Here is a 17,430-nt window from a genome sequence, read left to right as displayed (position 1 = left end):
CTGCTACGAGGCGTCCTGACGAGAGGCGTCCTGCCGCCGGGCGTAGTTCGCCTGGGCCAGGTACGCGGTCGCGTCGTCACTGCTCACGCTCTCGAGGCCGCAGACCTTGCGTGCGAGGTCCGCCATGCTGCCGGCCGGGGACATCTCGGCGCGCTTCATGGTGAGGCTGCGGATGGCCAGCAGGGGCGTGCCGTTGAAGTTCTCGAAGACGCTGATGCGGTTGCCCCAGTCCGAGAGGAACAGGTCGCGGATCACTCGGCTGATCTTCAGCCGGTCGTGCGGCCTCCCGACCGGTCCGGTCTGCAGCGCCTCGAGCCACGGCCGCAGTTCGGACTGCTGCCACTGCCCCTCGGTGGGATAGATGAGCGCGGCACGACCGGACAGGTCGACGAGCTCGTGGGTCATGTCGGTGATGTGCTCGATGTAGTACGCCCGCCCGAAGTCGAACATCAGGACGTTCGGCTTGTAGATGCCGCCCGGAGTGTAGAACCCCTGGTCCTCCGAACCGACCACATGCGCCTTCAGCGTCTGGTGGAAGCCGGCGAACCGCGCGATCCGGGCCTGCACGGGCGGCAGTTGATAGGTACCGATGTGCTCGGTGATCAGCAGGGCCAGACCGAGCATCAGCTCGGCCTTCACCATCGCACGCACCAGCGAGTGGTAGTGCAGCCAGTCGAAGACGCGCTGCGGGTACAGCGACGCGTGCTGGGGGTTGCCGATGTGGAAGACCCGGTTCCAGGGAATGAGCACGTCCTCGAAGACGATGATGCTGTCGAGCTCGTCACCGTGTGAGGCGAGCGGGTGCTCCACCTCCTCGCCCTCGCGGACGTTGCTCTCCCGGCAGATGATGGTGACCCCGGGGGTGTTGGTCCGCACCGCCCCGTAGATGATCTGCTCCGCGATGATGCCGGGCCGGTAGAAGACCCCGATGTGGATCCAATCCCCGAAGGCCGCGCCGGTGCTGATCGACTTCACACCCCGCACGGTGATGCCCTCGTCCGAGGTGGCGACCACCCGCAGGGCGGGGGACTCCGCCTGCGCCGAGTCGCGCGAGCGGTCCGCCTGCGGGTCGACGAAGGCCGGCGTCGCGTTCAGGTCGCCGTCCCGCACCTCGTTCCAGAAGTCGACGATCCCCTGGGTGAGGTCCCTCCCGTCGGTCCCGACGGACTCGCTGCTCCAGGGCTCCGGGTCGTCGACGTAGGTCAGCAGGACGTAGTTGTTGACATCCGGTGTGCGTGGTATCGCACCGCCGCCCAGTTCCCGCTGCACCGTCTCCAGGTAGCGCCGCTTGCGCAGCAGGTCCTCCTTGGAGCGGTGCTGGAACCACGTCATGGATCGCCGGACGCCCTCTTCGTCCACGAACGTCATGACGTCCTGGAGGTCCGGGCGGTGGTGCAGGTCGTAGAAGTCGGCGATGCTCCGGGCGTACGCCCTCGTCCTGGGGTGCGTGGCCACGTTGTCGACGAGCTCGTCGCCCACCCACACCGTACGGCCGTCGTTCAGCGCCGCCAGGTATTCCTTGCCTGTACGCACGTCATGCTCCTCTCGGGGGCAAGAGATCTGGACGCCCCGAAGCATGCGTCGCGACGGGGTGAGCGCACGGCGCGGAAGCGACAATCACCCGGGTGAAAGCCCCGAGCACGCAGGAACCGGCGTTGAGGGCGCTGTGGCCGTACGGCATGCTGGCCCCATGCGCAGCACAAAGCCCGTGGGCGACCGGCCCGGTGGGCGTGGGAGCCAGGTCATGACCGGGCTGCGCCTCAGGGGACGGGACCGCGAGATGGCGGCTGTCCGTGAGGCCCTGGACGCGGTGCGTGGCGGACGGGGTGCCTGCGTCGTCGTGGAAGGCGCGGCCGGCGTCGGCAAGAGCCGACTGCTCGCGGAGCTGGACGAGATGGCACGGCGGTCCGGGTTCGACGTGGTGTCCGTACGGGCCGACGAGCTCGACCAGTACGCCGCCGGAGCCGCCCTGCAGTCCGCCCTGCAGTCCTCCGGCGGATCCGAACGAGCGGCCGCGGCCACCGACGACCAGCGGCTGTGGCTGCTTGACGGCATCACGGACGCTCTGGAGGACCGTGCCCAGCGCGCCCCGGTGGCCGTGCTGGTGGACGATGCGCAGTGGGCGGATCCGGCCACGCTCCTGGTGCTCCGCACCCTGCCCCGGCGACTGGCGGCCTCGCGGATCCTGTGGGTGTTGGCGGTGCGGTCGGAGACCGAGCGGCCGACCGTTGCCAGGGTGCGGGAGGACCTCGAACGCCTCGGAGCCCGGTGGCTGACCCTCGGCCCCCTGCCGCAGCAGGAATTGCAGCACATCGCGGCCGACGTCCTCGGGGCGAAACCATCACCCGGTCTGGCCCGGCTGCTGCGGGGCGTCGCGGGCAATCCGTTCCTGGCGATCGAACTGGTGCGCGCCTTCGCCGACGCCGACGCCGTCAAAGTGGAGGCGGGCGTGGCGAGCCTGCTGCACGACGGCATCCCCGTCGGTTTCCGGCGGAGCGTCGCCGCGCGCCTGGACCGGCTCCCGGAGGACGCCGTGCGCCTGCTCCAGATCGGGTCCGTCCTCGGCCGGGAGTTCGACCTCGGCACGGCCGCCCGTATGCTCGGCAGACAGGCCGGCAGCCTGCTGTCGGGCGTCGAGGCCGCTCTGAACGCCGGTCTGCTCTCGGGCGACGGCCCGCGACTGGCGTTCCGCCACGACCTCATGCGGCAGGCTGTGCACGAGAATCTGGCGCCGGCCGTCCGGACCGCTCTGCACCGGGAGGCCGCCGACATTCTGCGTGGCATCGGCGCACGATCGGCCGAGGTGGCCTGGCACGTCGTCATGTCGGGCGGCCCGGTCGACGACGACGCCGTGACCACATTGACCACCACCGTACGGGAACTGTCGTCGTCGGCCCCCGACGCGGCTGCGGACCTGGCTCAGCAGATCGCCGGACTGCTGCCCCTGTACGACCGGCGGCGCATCGCCCTGCTGACCGACGCCACCGAGTACCTCGGCCGGACCCGCCGGGTCCATCAGGCGCTCGACCTGGTCGACGCCACCCTGTCGGACCGGCTGGAGCCGCCGCAGGAGGCGCGTCTGCGCCTGGTGGCCGCCGAGATCCACCAGGCCGCGGGCGACGATGCCGCCGCGATGACACACCTCCAGCAGGCTCTGGCCCTTCCCGGGCTGCCTGCCGACCTGCGGGTCCGACTGCTGAAGACCAAGGCGACGGGCCACGTGTACCTCGGGGACATCACCGCTGCCGAGAAGACCGACATCGGACTGGTCGAGGCCTCCTACCGCAGCAAGGACCCGGCCGTCGTCGTCAGCGCCATGGTGTTCCAGTCGCAGACCTTCTTCTACCGTGGGCGCCTCGCAGACGCCCTCGAGCTCGCCGAGAAGGCCACGGCACGCGCCGGCATGGAGTCCGGCGCACTCCACCTGCGGCCTCCGCGGATTCCCGCGCTGTGGCTGGCCACGGTACTGCCCGCCACCGACCGGCTCGCGGACACCGAGCGGGTGCTGCGGGAGGGCCAGCGCGAAGCGGAGGCGCTGGGCCTGGGCTGGTCACTTCCCCACTGGCACGCGAGCCGTGCCTGCGCGCTGTTCGAACAGGGGGCGCTGGACGACGCGGCCGTGGAGGCCGAGTCCAGTCTGATGGTGGCCGACGAACTCGAGATCACCCAGCCGACTCCGCAGGCCCGCTCCGTACTGGCATTGGTGGAGATCAGACGCGGTGACCTCGCCAAAGCCAGGGACCATCTCCGTGCCGCCGAAGCCGGTTCCGGCACGAGCACGCAGCGGTACGGCCTGTGGGTGTCGCTCGCGCGGGCCTGTCTGGCGGACGCGGAGGGCCGGGACGCCGCAGCGGCAGCGGCGCTGGGCGGCGGCTTCACGGACGCCGAGCCGGCACGACTGCTTGCGGTGCCGCCGTCCCACTGGCCCGAGATCGTGCGCATGGCGCTCCGCGGCGAGGACCCGTCGCTCGCGCAGGCCGTGTCCGGCGCGTTGCGCACCCTCGCCGAACAGCAGGACAGCCAGCAGATCATCGGGACGGTCCGGGCCCATGTGGACGGCCTGCTGCACAGCGACCGAGGTGCACTGGCGTCCGCCGTCACCGGTTACCGGAGCACCGGCAGGCGGCTGGCCCTGGCCGCGGCCTGCGAGGACCTCGGGGGCCTCGTGGCCGAGTCGGGCGACACCACGTCGGCGATCCCGTACTTCGACGAGGCGGGTGAGCTGGCGGCGGCCTCCGGAGCCCTGCGCGATCACGAACGGATCATGTGGCGGCTCAGGCAGTTCGGCGTGCGCACAGGTGCCCCACGGCACCAGACGACCGGCGCACCGGGATGGGAGAGCCTGACCGAATCCGAGCGGAAGCTCATCCCGCTCGTCGTGGAGGGCCTCACCAACCGGGCCATCGCCGACCGGCTCTACGTGTCCGTGCACACCGTCAACACGCACATGAAGCACATCTTCACCAAGCTGGGCATCAACACACGAGTCGAACTGACCCGGTTGGCGATCGAACAGGGCGGTATCGCCGACGGGTCTCGCTGAGCGGCGCGTGCGGCCGCGGGGTGCGATGGCGAGGATCCCGCGAATGGGCGACGCCGACGCCGGCCGTACCGGTGATGCTGGTCGCGACGGCCTGGCCGGAGGCACACGGCGCCGTCGGCGGTCCGTTCCCATGCGGACGGCTGAGCCCGGAGACCCACCGGGTCGTTCCCCAGGCGCAGACCCGGGCCGCGTACCAGGCGCTCGAGAAGGAGTACCGGCGTGGCAAGACTTTCCCCCGTGTCCCGGACGGACGGTCGACCGCGGCCCGATTCAGGCGGCGCCGGCGCGGTCGCTGAACGGGGATACCGCGGTCGGCTCCGCGCTGCCGTGGCCGCCAGCGCGGCCCCGCACGGATACACCCTGGCGCTGTGGACCGCCACCGCGGTGACGTCATCCGACCGGGGCGCCCCAGGGGTGGCGGAAGTCCTGGCACTCCTCGCCGGTGCGACGCTCGCCTTCGTCGGGCTGGGTGCCGTCGCGTACGGCGGCGCCCCCATGAAGCCGGAGAGGTCCGCCTCGGACGGCACGTGGATATGGGCCGCCTTCCATCTGCCCATGGCGACTCTCGCCGCGCTGGTCAGCCTGTTGCTCGCACGGTGTTGTTCCGGGCCTCTCCTGTGGGGGCTCGTCGGGGCGACCACGACCGCGGTGTACCTGCTGGCTGTCAGCGCTCAGTTCCTCTGCTTCGCAGTTCGCCGAATCAGCACGGTGTCACCGCCACGAACCTGCAGCCGCTGCGCCTCCTGCGCCGTTCCGCCGAGGCGCGTGGACGCGTGATCCGACGCCTGTCCGAGGGTAACCGCGAGAAGAACGGCGGCCGCCCCAGTCGTCACCGTCCTTGCCGAATGAACCCGGTCATCCACCCGTCCGCAGACCCGGAGGGAAAGTCTCCCCGTCCGGGACCGGTTCCGTCCGGCTCCCGGCGGTGTCGCCGGCGGCGTTGTGCGCGGGCGGCCACGGCAGCAGGGCGATCAGGGAGTGTGCCCGATGGATGAGGAAGGCGGCGAGCGGCAGTTCGGTGAGCAGGGCGAGGCCACCCGCCATCCAGACGTCCTCGGTGCCGGCGTCGAGCGAGATGTCGAACCAGGTGTCGCAGATCAGCAGGACCGCGGTGGCGTGCGCGTACAGGATGACCGAACGGCTGCGGCGCCAGGCCAGCAATGCCGTGGAAGCCAACGCGATGATGAGCAGCACGTCGAATCCGACCCAGGTCAGGCGCCATTGGTGAACGTGGCGGGACGACGGCAGCGTCAGCCCCAGCATCACGGTCCACGGTATGAGACAGGCGGCGCACGCGGCGAGCAGCTCAGCGGTGTGCTTTCTGCGGCGGTCCGGCGGGAGGCCACGACGGTTGGCGTGTTCCTTGGTCACTTGCGATCCGTCCTCGCGTACTTCCTCCGACACCGGCAGGTTTCGGTTTCCCTGATTCCACATGGCCACAGCCGTTGAGGCCGTTCCGGATATTCCCGCGGTGTGCGGGCGTTGTGTAGATGGCAGTGGGTGCCGCGCCGGCGAGGGACACCTCTGTGCGATGGCGCCGGGGTCCGCCGCCACGCAGGCTCGCCGGTGCAGGCGGCGTGGTCTCAGGATCCGTGTCTCGCGTGGCCGAGATCGAGGCGTTGAGCGCCCGCGTGCACTGACGTCCTGTTGCGCCGGTCATGCAGGGTGAAGTCGGCCCGGACGGCCACCCCGGACTGCACCAGCTTCTGGTGGACCAGGGGGTTTCGGCCGGGGTGCGAGACGACGACGCTGATGTATCCCTCGGGCAGACCGGTCACGGCGTACTCGCCCCGCGCGTTCGTCGCGGTCCGTACCAGCTGCCGACCACTGGTGTCCATGACGGTTACCGCGGCATGGCGGACGGGCTGCTGTTCGCCGTCGCGGACGACGCCCTCCAGCATCGGCAACAGCTCGCCGAAGTGATGGGGGTGGACCGGAAGCGCGGTGGGCACGGGCGCCTCCATGGAGGGGTCCTCCACCGGCGGTTCCGGAACGTCCTCCTGCTCTTCCTCTGCTCCCTGTCGTGCGGCCATGCGGTGGTGCCGCCACGCGTCGAGACTCAGCAGGGTCGTACCCGCCACGATCCACCCGCAGAGCACGAGGACCGGCTTCAGCACACCCGCATTGTCGAAGTAGAGGACCCCTCTCAGGCCGTCGACCGCGTTGCCCAGGGGCATGACGGCGTGCAGGGCCTGGAAGAACCGCGGCAGCAGCTGGACGGGGACCAGTCCGCTGGAGGGAACGCTCAGCACGATGTACAGGCCCAGACCCGCCAGCGGGAAGAAGTGCTTGACGAAAGGCGCCATGCCGAGGGAGAAGGTGCCCACCGCCGTGGTGAGCAAGAAGGCGATCGCCAGGGCGGCGGGGTCGTTGGGGAAGAAGCCCAGGCCCACGCCGACGAAGAAGCCCACGGCGCTGAAGACGGCGGCGAAGCACGCGACCGTCAGCACCTTCTTGCGTCGGTTGAGGGTGACCGCCCGCAGCAGGGTCGTCGCGAGGATGTAGCCGGGTATGTTCCAGGCGATCGCGAAGTACACCAGGGTCGTGCCGAGCCCGTCCTTGCTCACAGTGGGCGCCACGTCGGTGACCGTCAGCTTCTGGTGGTTGTGCGCCGCAAGCTGGGTGAAGCCCTTGGCCAGCGCCTGATCGAGGCTGACCCCGTTGGCCCCGGCCACGTACAGCACGGCGTGCTTGCCCTTTGCGGCGAAGCCGGCCACGGCGTCCCGGTCCAGCACCGCCTGGCGGGCTTCCCGCGCGTCCGCCACGGCGGTGACGTCGAACCCGCCGGGATGCTGCAGCTGCAGAGCGGCGTCGACCTTGCGTTCCACCGGGACACCGGCGATGACGAGCTTCGCGTGGTCGGGCTGCGGCTTGTGGAAGGCCGTGGGGAAGCTGAACAGCAGGCCGAGGAAGAGCAGGGCCGGGATCGTCAGGGCCTCGGCCAGGACTTTGACCACGGAGACGCCGCGGGGACGCTCGATGCGGTGTTTCACAGGAGCACCCCCCGGGCGGCGTGGCGAGCCATGTCACAGAACTCGCGGTGGTTCCGCAGTGTTCGCTGTTCAACGACTTTCATGGCGCCCCTCTCGGCTGCACGCGCCTGACATCGTCGCCATGCGCCCTTTCATTAACGTACCGATCGGCACATCTATGTCTGCTGGACCTTACGTGTACCGAGCGGTACAGTCAAAACCGTGCCTCGCCCCGTCAATGCCGAGAAGCGTGCCGAGCTGCTGAAGCAGGTGGTGCACCACCTTCAGCACCACGGCGTCGCGCAGATGTCGCTGAGTCCGCTCGCCGAGTCGATCGGCACCACCAAGCGGATGCTTCTGTACTACTTCGGCAGTCGCGAGAACCTGCTGGCCCAGGCGCTGGCCGCCAGCCGTCCCGACGCGCACGCGATGTTCGACGACGTGCGCGACAGCGCGGGACTGCGCGAGGCGGCTCATGCCCTGTGGGAAGCGATGACCGTCGGGGAGCAGTCCGGGCCGGTCCGCATGCTGCTGCAGCTGCTCAGCCTGGCCGCCACCGATCCCGAGCAGTACGGCGACATCGCGGCCGAGACCGTCGAGGTCATGATCGGCCCCATCGCCGCGGCCTACGTCCGGCTGGGTCACCCGCCACAGCAGGCGCGGACAGGTGCCACGGTCCTCGTCTCCGGCCTGCGCGGTCTGTGCCAGGACCGCTTGGTGACCCATGACGTCGCCCGTACCGACGCGGCCGCCACTCGCCTCATCAGGGACGCAGTCGCGGCGGCCGACTGAGCTTGAACAGGGGGCGAGGCGCAGGCAGTCGGTGACGGTGTGCTGATCCTTCGGCGCCTCTACCCCCGAAGTCCGGTAGCGCCCGGCGGACCCCCGGTCGGAGTGCGGGAGGTTGCGCCTAGGCTTTGGCCATGCTGCTGATCCACGGTGGGGAAGCCGAAGCCGACGCTCCCGAACTGCGCACCGGAGGCGTTCCACTCGTCCCGGACGGATTCGTGTGGCCGAACTGCCGCGAGTGTGGCGGGCCCATGCAGTTCCTCGCTCATCTGCCTCTTGATCTCGGGGCGGTCGCGGTGTTCTTTTGCCAGAACGACCCCGGCATGTGCGACGACTGGGACGCCACAGCCGGTGCCAACCGCGCCTTCGTCTTCAAAGGCCGACTGGCGCCGGCCACCGTCCCCGCCGAAGGCGAGACGCTGCTCGGTGCGGTCACCGCCTTGCGCCCGCACCCGGGCGACGCCCCGACCGCGCAGCCGGTTCTGGGACGGCTGGGCGGCGAACCGGACTGGATCCAAGGTGACGAGACCCCTGACTGTCCCTCCTGCACCGCCCGTATGACGTTCACGGCCGAACTCGAAGAGGGATCCGACTTCGCCACCTCCGCCAACTTCGGTGGAGGCGGCCGCGGCTACGTCTTTCACTGCCGCCCCTGTAGCGAGGCCGCCTTTCTCTGGCAGCGATGAAGCCGGCCTCCGGCCCGGCAGCCCGGACCCCGATCAGCGCGGGCCGGGCTCTTCGTACGGGATGCGGTTCAAGTGCAGGACCTCGCCCAGAGTGCCCCATTCGTCGCCGCCGAGCTTGGTGAGCGGACGCAACAACTCGCTGCTGGGCCGGCCGTCGACGATGTAGTTCTCGTCCGCCGCTGCATGGACCACCCGTCCGAAGACCAGCGTCGAGTTGCCCATGCGGAGAGTGGTGTGGGAACGGCACTCCAGAACCACGTGGGACCTCGCCACTCTGGGCGGCCGCACACATCTGCTGGGTTCGCGCTCGACACCCGCGGCGTCGAATTCGCTGACCGTACGAGGAAAGTCGGTGGCGGTGGCGTTGATCAGGTGCAGCAGCGGTTCGGACGAGAAGTTGACGACGAACTCCCCGGTGTCCTCGACGTTGCGCAGAGAATCCTTGCGGCCGATCGAAGTGAACTGGACGATGGGCGGATCGGTGCTGGCGATGCTGAAAAAGGAGTGCGGGGCGAGGTTTTCGGTGCGGCCGTCCGGCGTGGTCGTGGAAACCCAGGCGATCGGCCGTGGCACGACGACCGATGTCAGGAACCTGTAGAAGGCCGACGTGCCCATCGCCTCAGGGTCGTATTCGACGCGCATGCGCCCCAGTATCGAGTCCGACCCGCTTCGAGCCTCTACAGGATGGGAGTGTGTCGGTCGAAGGTGCGGCCGGGTGCCTGGGCGACTGTGGAACTCGGTTGCCGGGGTGCCGAAGCACCTGTGCCCACTCCGGGTGAAGGGAGCGGATACAGGTGCTCTGGTGATCGATCAGAGCGTCTTGATGAGACCGCCGTCGATGGTGAAGTCCGCGCCGGTGATGTTGGCGGTGCGGTCGCCGGCGAGCATCAGGACGAGGTCGGCGACCTCGTCGGGGCGGGTGAACCGACCGGTGGCGAGGCCGCCCAGGTTGTTGATCGCCTGGTCCACGGCTTCCTGCGGTTCGACGCCCATGGCGGACGCGATGGTCTCGGCCATGCCGCCGGGACCGCTCCACAGGTCGGTGCTCACCGGGCCGGGCGCAATGGTGTTGACCCGTACGCCCTGCGCGGCCACCTCCTTGGACAGCGCCTTGGAGAAGTTGGTGAGTGCGGCCTTGGAGGCCGCGTAATCGACGATCCCGGGGTCGGGCAGGACAGCGTTGACCGAGCTGATGGTGACGATCGCACCACGCGACGCGAGCAGCGCGGGAAGAGCCGCACGTGAGGCGCGCACCGCGCTGAGCAGGTTGACGGTCAGGGTCTCAAGCCATTCGTCGTCGGTGACGGAGGCGAATCCGCCCAGCCGGGGCTGTGCCCTGCCGACGTTGTTGACCAGGACGTCGATGCCGCCGAACTGTCCCACAGCGGTCGCGACGAGCGTCTCCACGCCGCCCACCGTCGCCAGGTCGGCCGTCACCGGGATCACGGTCCCGGTGGCCGCCAGTTCGGCGAGTTCGGGGCTGGTGGTGCGGGCGCCGGCGACGACCCGGGCACCTTCCTCGACGAAGGCTCGGGTGACGGCAAGTCCGATGCCGCGGCTCGCGCCGGTGACGACGACGATCTTGTCCTTCAGGTGCAGGTCCATGATGGTGTTCCTCGTTCGTTGATCTATTTCATGTGGGGAAGGAGCAGGCGCAGGCGGAAGGCGTGATGCCTGCGGTCAGCGGCCGGCCGTGGCGGACAGGCCGGTGATGCCCTGGCGCGCCAGCCAGCCGAGCGCGCAGTCGGCGACGGCCCGCCATCCCTGGTCGACGACCAGGGAGTGGCCGCGGTCGGGCAGCTGCTTGAGGTCGGTGGTCGCGGTCGAGTCGCCGTAGAGCTTGTAGGCGGCGCGGGTGACGACGTCCGGCACGGTGTGATCGCGCTGGCCCGACATCAGCAGCAGGGGGCCGCGACCGGTGTTGCCGGTGTCGATCGCGGCCGGTGACCTGCGGGAGAAGTTGGCGAACGCCGCTTCGAACAGCGGCCGGCCCGGGGCGGGGACGGCGTACGCCTCGAACAGGGCGTCCGACTCCGCCTGCGGAATCGCGTTCCCGAACGCGTAGCGGAACTGCGCTGCCGTGAGGGAGACCGCCCGGGAGCGGTTGGCCGGATTACGGAGAACCGGGAAGGCCGAGCGCAGCTGTGTGAACGGCAGCGGCCTGACACCTTTGACCGGTGCCGGGTCGATCGCCACGGCGGCCCGGCCGAGGCCGAGACCGAGGAGCTTCTGGGCGATCAGGCCGCCGAAGGAGTGCCCGATCAGCACGGGCTCGGCCGGCAGCGCCTTGACGAGGGACGCGTAGTGCTCGGTGACGTCCTCGATACCTGTGCCGGCCACGGCCTGCGGGTGTGACCGTGCGTCGGCCACGTCGTCCGGTTCGCCGGGCCAGCCGGGGGCGAGCGGGTCGAAGCCCTCGGCATGCAGCAGCTCCATCCAGGGGTGCCAGGAGGAGGAGTGCAGCCACAGCCCGTGGATCAGGACGACGGGGGTGCGCTGGTTCGCCATGAGAGCCTCCTTGCGACGGAGGACCGCCTGATGCGATCTCCTGTGGTGCTCTCCAAGGTGCCGCCGGCGTCATCACCGTCGGCTCAGTCAGATGACGCAACCGGTGGCGTTGGGACATGACTGAGGGGCCAAGGGCTGGACCGAGCGGGCCGCCGGGCGAGATCAGCGTTCGTCGGGCGGAGCGGTGGGGATGGCGGCGTCGAGGGCGTCGCGGAGCGCGGCGCGGCTGGTGATCCCCAGTTTGGGGAAGATGCGGTACAGGTGGGAGCTGACCGTACGGGGCGAGAGGAAGAGCTTCGCGCCGATCTCCTTGTTCGTCAGCCCGGTTGCCGCGAGCTGGGCGATCTGCCGTTCCTGCACGGTCAGCGACTGCCATCCCGCGCCCCGTGCGCCGAAGGCGGCCCCGGCCGCGGCGAGCTCCCCACGGGCCCGGTCGGCCCAGGGGAGGGCGCCGAGGTCGGTGAGGACCCGCAGGGCCTCCTCGAGTTGTTCGCGCGCCGCTCTGGTCTCGTGGTCGCGGCGCAGTCGCTCACCGTAGGCGAGACGGATGCGGGCGGTCTCGAACGGGAACAGGGCGGCACCCGGAGTGGCGAGGGCACGCTCGTAGAGGCTGGACGTCTGCTTCTGCGCCGTCATGGCCTGTGCCGCCGCCGTGACGAGGGCCAGGCGGGGAGAGAGGGCGGGCAGCCCGGCGGCGACGGCCGCCTGTGCGTGGCGGCGGGCCTCGTCGAGGTGTCCGCTGCGCAGGGCGGCGTCAACGAAATCCAGCAGGGTGCGCGGCGCCTGCTGGCTGTGGGGTGTGAACTCGCCGGGTGCGGTGATTGTCGTTGCGAAGCGGTACGCGGCCTCATGGTCCGAGCGCGCCAGCGCCGCCATCAGGCCGACGGCATCCGCGTACTGGGTCAGGTGGCCGACACCGCGTGACCTGGCCCAGGCCTCCACCGCCCTGCGATCAGCGTCCGCGGCGTCGAGGTCTCCGCGGCAGGCGGCGACCATGGCGAGGAAGCCGCGGAACTGATGGGCGAAAAGCGCGTAGCCGTGCCGGGCGGTCAGCTCCAGACCGTGGCGGCCCGTCTGCTCGGCGTCGGCCCAGCGGCCGGACCCCATCTGGTCGAGCATGACGACCTGGAGCAACGTCATGGCGTTTCCGGCGGCGCCCGCCTCCCCTTCCCGGGCGACCAGGCGGGTGAGAGGGCTGCGGAACTCGTCGAGTGCGTCGAGGTAGTAGGCGGTGACCAGCAGTCGCATGGCATCCCACGGCCGGTCGGCCGTAGCACGGACGAACTCCTGACGCAGACGCTCCACACCGCCCGGGCCCCGGCGGACCACGTCGCCCCATGTGTCGCGGTAGAGCAGGGCGGCCGAACCCGCGGGATCGGCCGGGTCGCAGAAGCGGTCCACACACGACTCGGTGACCGTCCAGACTGCGGTGTCCGCCGCGAAGAGGGAGATCACCAGCAGGAGGTTGATCAGTCGCTCGACTGCCGGCTTGTCCTGGACAGGGTCCAGCCGGTTCAGGGTGGCGACGACCTTGCGATGGGTGGTGCGCACGTCGCCGTCACGGTAGAGGGCGGCGTAGCACTCCGCGATGATCCTTCCGGTGTCGCCGGCACCCGCGTCCGCGATCTCCGACAGCTGCTGCGCCCGCTCCAGCTGGGCCGACTGGCCTGCGACGAAGGCCGCCTCAGCCAGACGCCGGGAGCGCTGATCCGGTCTCTCGCTGAGCTGCGCGGCCCGCTCCAACCAGATCACGGCGACCGAGGACGCTCCCCGTCTGGTCGCGGCCTCGGCAGCCCGCTCCAGCACGGCGGCCACCTTCTCGTCGGGGTCCACCGTGGCCTCGGCGAGATGGTGCGCCCGCCGCTCCTGGTCGTCCCGGTACAGCTCGGCCAGCTGGGAATGGGCCGCCCTTCGGCGGTTGGGCGTGGCGAGCTGGACCACCGCGGAACGCACGAGCGGGTGGCGGAAGCCAAGCTGCCCGGTGACCGGGTCGACCACCAGGAGTCCGCGGCCGATCGCCTCGTCGACGTCACCGAGCCGCCGTTCCAGTGCGGGACGGCGGGGTCCGGCCACGGAGGCCAGGCCGTCGAGGGCGGCCAGCAGCAGGGCCTCCTGCGCGGAAGGCGTCAGCTCGGAGATCCGGTATCCGTACAGGTTCTCCAGGCGGCGCGTGAGGGGCAGCGGGGATGCCTGCTCGGCCGGGGCCGCAGGCACGCGCCCGGCCGTCTTCGGCAGCTCGATCAACGCGAGCGGGTTGCCCTGTGCCCAGTGCAGCACGCGCTCACGGGCGACCGGGTCCAGATGGCCGCCGGTGCGTTCCAGCAGCGCCGCCGCATCCGGTTCGTCCAGGGGCCCGACCTCGATCTCCTGGAGTCCGGCGGCGTCGAACACGGACGGTACGTCCGCCCGTACGGTGATCAGGCCCCGGCCACCGACCGCACCTGCCCGGCGCATCACGAACGTGCAGACACGGGCACTCTCGCTGTCGAACCAGTGCGCGTCGTCGACCGCGAAGAACAGGGGCTGGTCGTCCGCTGCCGCGGCGATGAGGGAGAGCATCGCACCGGCGACCTGCGCCACGTCCGGAGCCGCCTCGGCACGCAGACCAGTGACCTGTTCCAGGATCCCGCGCGAGGCGTCGGGCAGTCGCCCGCCGTACGGGAGCAGCGGCAGGAGCAGCTGATGCAGGCCGGCGAACGGCAACTGGGACTCCGCTTCCACACCGGAGGCACCCACCACGCCGAAGCCCGCCGCATCGGCCAGGGACACGGCTGCTTGAAGGAGCGCGCTCTTGCCGGTGCCGGCTTCGCCGCGGAGCACGGCGAACGAGGAGTGCGCGGGAGCCCGCAGCACCCGCTCCAGCCGCGCGAGTTCCGTTTGCCGCCCGATGAGCCGATGCTCGTTCTGCGCCACTGTCACCGTTCCCGTCCGAGTTCGGGCCTGGCCACCTGCCGAGACGCCGTCTTGGGGGTGATCATCCACGTTAGCGCGGGAACGGGGCGGCAGCCGCAAGATCTTTCGAAGCCGCAGCCGGGCCGATGATCGGCGGCCCTCGTGACGGCTGCAGGGTGCTGCGCGTTCCGCAGAGGGCCACCGTCGTCGATCAGTACGGTGATGCCCTGCAGATGGTCCAGCCGGGGGGCTTGGCCGCCGGCGCGTACACACGAAGGGCACGCCACCACCCGGCAGCCGCCGTGCCGCATCCGATCGTGCCCGCAGACCGGCGGCCCGCCCCTGTTGTGGTTCATCACCAGGCGGACTCGACCGAGTTGGTGGCGCGGCTTGCCGCGACCCCGGTGCCTGAGGTGAGCGCGGGTGTCGGGCCTGTGCCCGTGCCGGTCGGCCGCTTCCGTCGACGCGGCGTCGTGCCTCAGCCCTGCTTGCGGCAGTCGTAAAGGCGGAAGCTGCCCTTGGTGCGCCAGCCGTAGGCCCCGGAGCGGATCCGCGTGCAGTGGGACTTCACCCAGGTTGTGGCCGGGGTGGTGGGCCGCAGCGGGGTGAGCAGCACGTAGCGGAGCTGGTGAGTGGTGATCAGGCTGCCGAGTTGATCGGCGGTGGGGAAGGGGGTCTTGCCGGTGAATCCGCCCATGACGAGCATCGGCTGGGACTGGGCGCGCAGCAGGCGCTCCGCAGGGTAGGCGGCCTGGGTGGCGAGCAGGTACTTCTCGCCGTGGTGGTGCGCGGTGAGGTAGTCGAGCAGGGCGGTGTCGCGGTCGCTGGGCTGGTCGAGCCCGACCCGGCGGAGCGCGGATCGGTCGTGGAGGGCGTTGCGGTAGACCTTGCCGACCGGGCCGGCCGTGGGGGAGGTGGAGGCGCCCGCGTAGAGCGGATCGAGGGAGGAGGCCGCCCAGCCCGCGGGCAGGAGCAGGGTGGCCGCGATCCCGGCGGCCAGGGAGCCCTGGACCATCCCCGAGGCGTGTGACCCGCCGGTCCACAGGCCGAGTGCGCCGCACACCGCAAGGCCCACGGCGAGCAACAGCAGCCAGGAGGCGAACAGGGTCGGCACGTCGAGTACCAGCGCCCAGGCCACTGTCAGCAGGATGGCCGACGGCAGCCACACGCGCCGCCGACCGCCCGCCTCGTACGCGGACCGGAAGAGGGCGAGCCCGCCCCCGGCCAGCGCGGCGATCGCCGGTGCGAGGACGGCCGTGTAGTACGGGTGATTGCCGTTGGAGACGCTGAACACCACGGCATGCACGGCCAGCCAGCCGCCCCAGAGCAGGAATCCGGCGCGCAGCAGGTCGGTTCGCGGTTCGCGGGCGCGCCAGACCAGGGCCACCACGGCGGCGAGCGCGGCGAGCGGCAGGAACCAGGCGATCTGCGGGCCGACGGTGTGGTTGACCAGCATTCCCCAGCCGGTGTTTCCGGAGGTCCGGCTGGCGGCGGTCCCCGAAACGGCACCGAACGCGGTGTCATCGTCGCTGAAGCGGCTCAGGCCGTTGTAGCCGAAGACCAGGCTGAAGGGATTGTTGTTGGAGGTGCCGTCGACATACGGGCGGTCCGCGGCGGGCGTCACCCAGGCGAGCAGCGCCCACGAGCACGAGACGGCCAGGGCGACCACACCGCTCAGCAGCAGGCGCAGGGCACGTCGCAACGCTGTGCCGCTCGCGGCGACTTGGTAGACGACGGCGAAGACCGGCAGCACCAGCCATGCCTGCAGCATCTTCGTCTGGAAGGCCAGCCCGACCCAGACGCCACAGGTGACCAGCGGCAGCAGCCGCCCGGTCCGTACCGCCTTCTGCAGGGCTCCGGCGGCTGCCACCAGCAGCAGAGTGAGCGCGGTGTCCGGGATGGTGGCCCTGTTGAGGACCACGGTGACCGGGGTGAAGGTGAGGACCAGCGCGGCGATCAGCGCGGCGAACGGCCCGGCCCAGGCCCGTACGATCCGGTGGAGCAGCCACACGGTGAGCACGCCCTCGACGACCTGCGGCAGCGCGGCCGCCCAGGTGCTCGGACCGAAGATCCAGACGCTGATGGCCTCCGGCCAGAAGGCGCCGGGCAGCTTGTCGAGGGTGATCGAACCGCTGGGGTCCAGACCGCCGAAGAAGAAGGCCCGCCAACTGGAGGCCATCGACCGTATCGCCGAGCTGTAGTAGGGGTGAATCGCGGCGTGCCCGATGCCCCAGCCGTACAGCAGCGCGGCGACGACCAGCACCGCGGCCAGCGCCGGGCGTTCCCAGCGCGCCGGAGCTTCCGGCCGGCTGCCGCGCCGGCGCGATGTCCGGTGGCCGGTGCGGGAGCCGGTGGTCTGGTCGGTGGGGATGGTGGCCATGGCGGAGGTCCTTGGATCAGTGGTCAGGCGGGGCGGCGGGTTACAGGCGGCGGGCTGCCCGGAAGCCGTAGGCGTCGTTGGTGCGTGCTGTCCGGCGATACGCCGTCCGACGGACTGTCGGTGGTCGTGCCGTCGGCGGCAGACCGGTCGGGGCGGACGCTGTGGCGGAGCGGGCCGTCGAGGCCCGTGCACACACCGCAGTGGTCGACGGCGGCGGTCGACGGTGCCGGGTCGCCGACGCGAGCGGCGCAGGGAGTCGGTGTACCGGCCGCTGTGGACGTGCCGGCGGTGCGGCCCCGCGTCGTCGCAGGGGTGCCGATCGCCGTGCGCACCGACAGCGGGACGTCCACGACGATCGGCTCCGCACCGCTCGACCTGGCTTCCGGCCGCCTCGGATCGGATGCCGCCCGGCCCGGCCACGGTGCGAGCTGCCGCCACCGGCAGCGGCACGGAGGCCGACGCGCCCGGCGGACACACCACGCCGGGCAGCCGCATCGCGGCCGGCGACGGGGGCGCTGTGGCGCAGGGCCCGGGACGCGGTGGGCAGGGCAGCGGTTCCTCTCTCAACCGAGCGACGGGCGCTCGAACGTTCGATGAACGCACACTTTAGCCGCATGAGATCACACAACGATCACACGAGCGTCCCTGCGTCGTCCTGTC

12 protein-coding genes are annotated in these 17,430 nt (G+C 70.8%); 4 read left to right on the top strand and 8 right to left on the bottom strand.

All coding sequences use genetic code 11. The annotated features are described in order from the left end of the window. Positions 1-3 precede the first annotated feature (3 nt). Positions 4-1,533, bottom strand: coding sequence for a 4-hydroxyphenylacetate 3-hydroxylase family protein (locus ACQPXS_RS03585; RefSeq protein ID WP_433446814.1), 1,530 nt, complete (start codon positions 1,531-1,533; stop codon positions 4-6). Positions 1,534-1,690: 157 nt separating this feature from the next. Between ACQPXS_RS03585 and ACQPXS_RS03580 the strand changes: the two genes are divergently transcribed. Together ACQPXS_RS03580 and ACQPXS_RS03575 are read left to right on the top strand one after the other, a co-directional pair. Continuing rightward, positions 1,691-4,543: a helix-turn-helix transcriptional regulator gene (locus ACQPXS_RS03580; protein ID WP_433446812.1), complete on the top strand. Its 2,853-nt coding sequence runs from the start codon at positions 1,691-1,693 to the stop codon at positions 4,541-4,543. A gap of 327 nt (positions 4,544-4,870) precedes the next feature. Next, entirely contained in the window at positions 4,871-5,320 is a 450-nt protein-coding gene (locus ACQPXS_RS03575; protein ID WP_433446810.1) for a hypothetical protein, read from the top strand. 78 nt (positions 5,321-5,398) lie between these two features. Here ACQPXS_RS03575 and ACQPXS_RS03570 read toward each other — a convergent pair whose 3' ends face one another. Then, positions 5,399-5,914, bottom strand: coding sequence for a hypothetical protein (locus ACQPXS_RS03570; protein ID WP_433446808.1), 516 nt, complete (start codon positions 5,912-5,914; stop codon positions 5,399-5,401). Between the two features lie 212 nt (positions 5,915-6,126). Then, positions 6,127-7,536, bottom strand: a complete 1,410-nt coding sequence (locus tag ACQPXS_RS03565; RefSeq protein WP_433446806.1) for a carboxypeptidase regulatory-like domain-containing protein — start codon at positions 7,534-7,536, stop codon at positions 6,127-6,129. Positions 7,537-7,737: 201 nt separating this feature from the next. Between ACQPXS_RS03565 and ACQPXS_RS03560 the strand changes: the two genes are divergently transcribed. Next, a complete protein-coding gene (locus tag ACQPXS_RS03560; protein ID WP_433446804.1) occupies positions 7,738-8,307 on the top strand; it encodes a TetR/AcrR family transcriptional regulator in 570 nt (189 codons plus the stop codon). A gap of 131 nt (positions 8,308-8,438) precedes the next feature. Beyond that, on the top strand, positions 8,439-8,990 hold the full coding sequence (locus ACQPXS_RS03555) for a hypothetical protein (RefSeq protein WP_433446802.1): 552 nt from the start codon (positions 8,439-8,441) through the stop codon (positions 8,988-8,990). 33 nt (positions 8,991-9,023) lie between these two features. Here ACQPXS_RS03555 and ACQPXS_RS03550 read toward each other — a convergent pair whose 3' ends face one another. The 5 genes from ACQPXS_RS03550 to ACQPXS_RS03530 form a co-directional block, all read right to left on the bottom strand. Beyond that, complete coding sequence (locus ACQPXS_RS03550; RefSeq protein ID WP_433446800.1) at positions 9,024-9,632, bottom strand: flavin reductase family protein; 609 nt, start codon at positions 9,630-9,632, stop codon at positions 9,024-9,026. A 168-nt stretch (positions 9,633-9,800) separates the two neighbouring features. Further along, the gene (locus tag ACQPXS_RS03545) at positions 9,801-10,595 is read right to left on the bottom strand and encodes an oxidoreductase (RefSeq protein WP_356310834.1); all 795 of its coding nucleotides are present in this window, start codon (positions 10,593-10,595) and stop codon (positions 9,801-9,803) included. Positions 10,596-10,670: 75 nt separating this feature from the next. Beyond that, a complete protein-coding gene (locus tag ACQPXS_RS03540; protein WP_433446797.1) occupies positions 10,671-11,498 on the bottom strand; it encodes an alpha/beta hydrolase in 828 nt (275 codons plus the stop codon). 162 nt (positions 11,499-11,660) lie between these two features. Next, positions 11,661-14,411 (bottom strand): AAA family ATPase, encoded by a 2,751-nt coding sequence (locus tag ACQPXS_RS03535; RefSeq protein WP_433446795.1) that lies wholly within the window; start codon positions 14,409-14,411, stop codon positions 11,661-11,663. 457 nt (positions 14,412-14,868) lie between these two features. After that, positions 14,869-16,770 (bottom strand): ArnT family glycosyltransferase, encoded by a 1,902-nt coding sequence (locus ACQPXS_RS03530; RefSeq protein WP_433446793.1) that lies wholly within the window; start codon positions 16,768-16,770, stop codon positions 14,869-14,871. Positions 16,771-17,430 lie beyond the last annotated feature (660 nt).

It is taken from the genome of Streptomyces sp. CA-142005, assembly GCF_050942335.1.
Taxonomy (GTDB): domain Bacteria; phylum Actinomycetota; class Actinomycetes; order Streptomycetales; family Streptomycetaceae; genus Streptomyces.
Note: the sequence above shows the minus strand (reverse complement) of the source record. Positions and strands in the feature narration are given on the sequence as shown.

What these genes read in the sequence shown, in the direction of transcription:
- ACQPXS_RS03555 (WP_433446802.1), top strand. Translation starts at nt 8,439, where the DNA reads ATGCTGCTGATCCACGGTGGGGAAGCCGAAGCCGACGCTCCCGAACTG.
- ACQPXS_RS03580 (WP_433446812.1), top strand. Translation starts at nt 1,691, where the DNA reads ATGCGCAGCACAAAGCCCGTGGGCGACCGGCCCGGTGGGCGTGGGAGC.
- ACQPXS_RS03550 (WP_433446800.1), bottom strand. Translation starts at nt 9,632, where the DNA reads ATGCGCGTCGAATACGACCCTGAGGCGATGGGCACGTCGGCCTTCTAC.
- ACQPXS_RS03540 (WP_433446797.1), bottom strand. Translation starts at nt 11,498, where the DNA reads ATGGCGAACCAGCGCACCCCCGTCGTCCTGATCCACGGGCTGTGGCTG.
- ACQPXS_RS03530 (WP_433446793.1), bottom strand. Translation starts at nt 16,770, where the DNA reads ATGGCCACCATCCCCACCGACCAGACCACCGGCTCCCGCACCGGCCAC.
- ACQPXS_RS03545 (WP_356310834.1), bottom strand. Translation starts at nt 10,595, where the DNA reads ATGGACCTGCACCTGAAGGACAAGATCGTCGTCGTCACCGGCGCGAGC.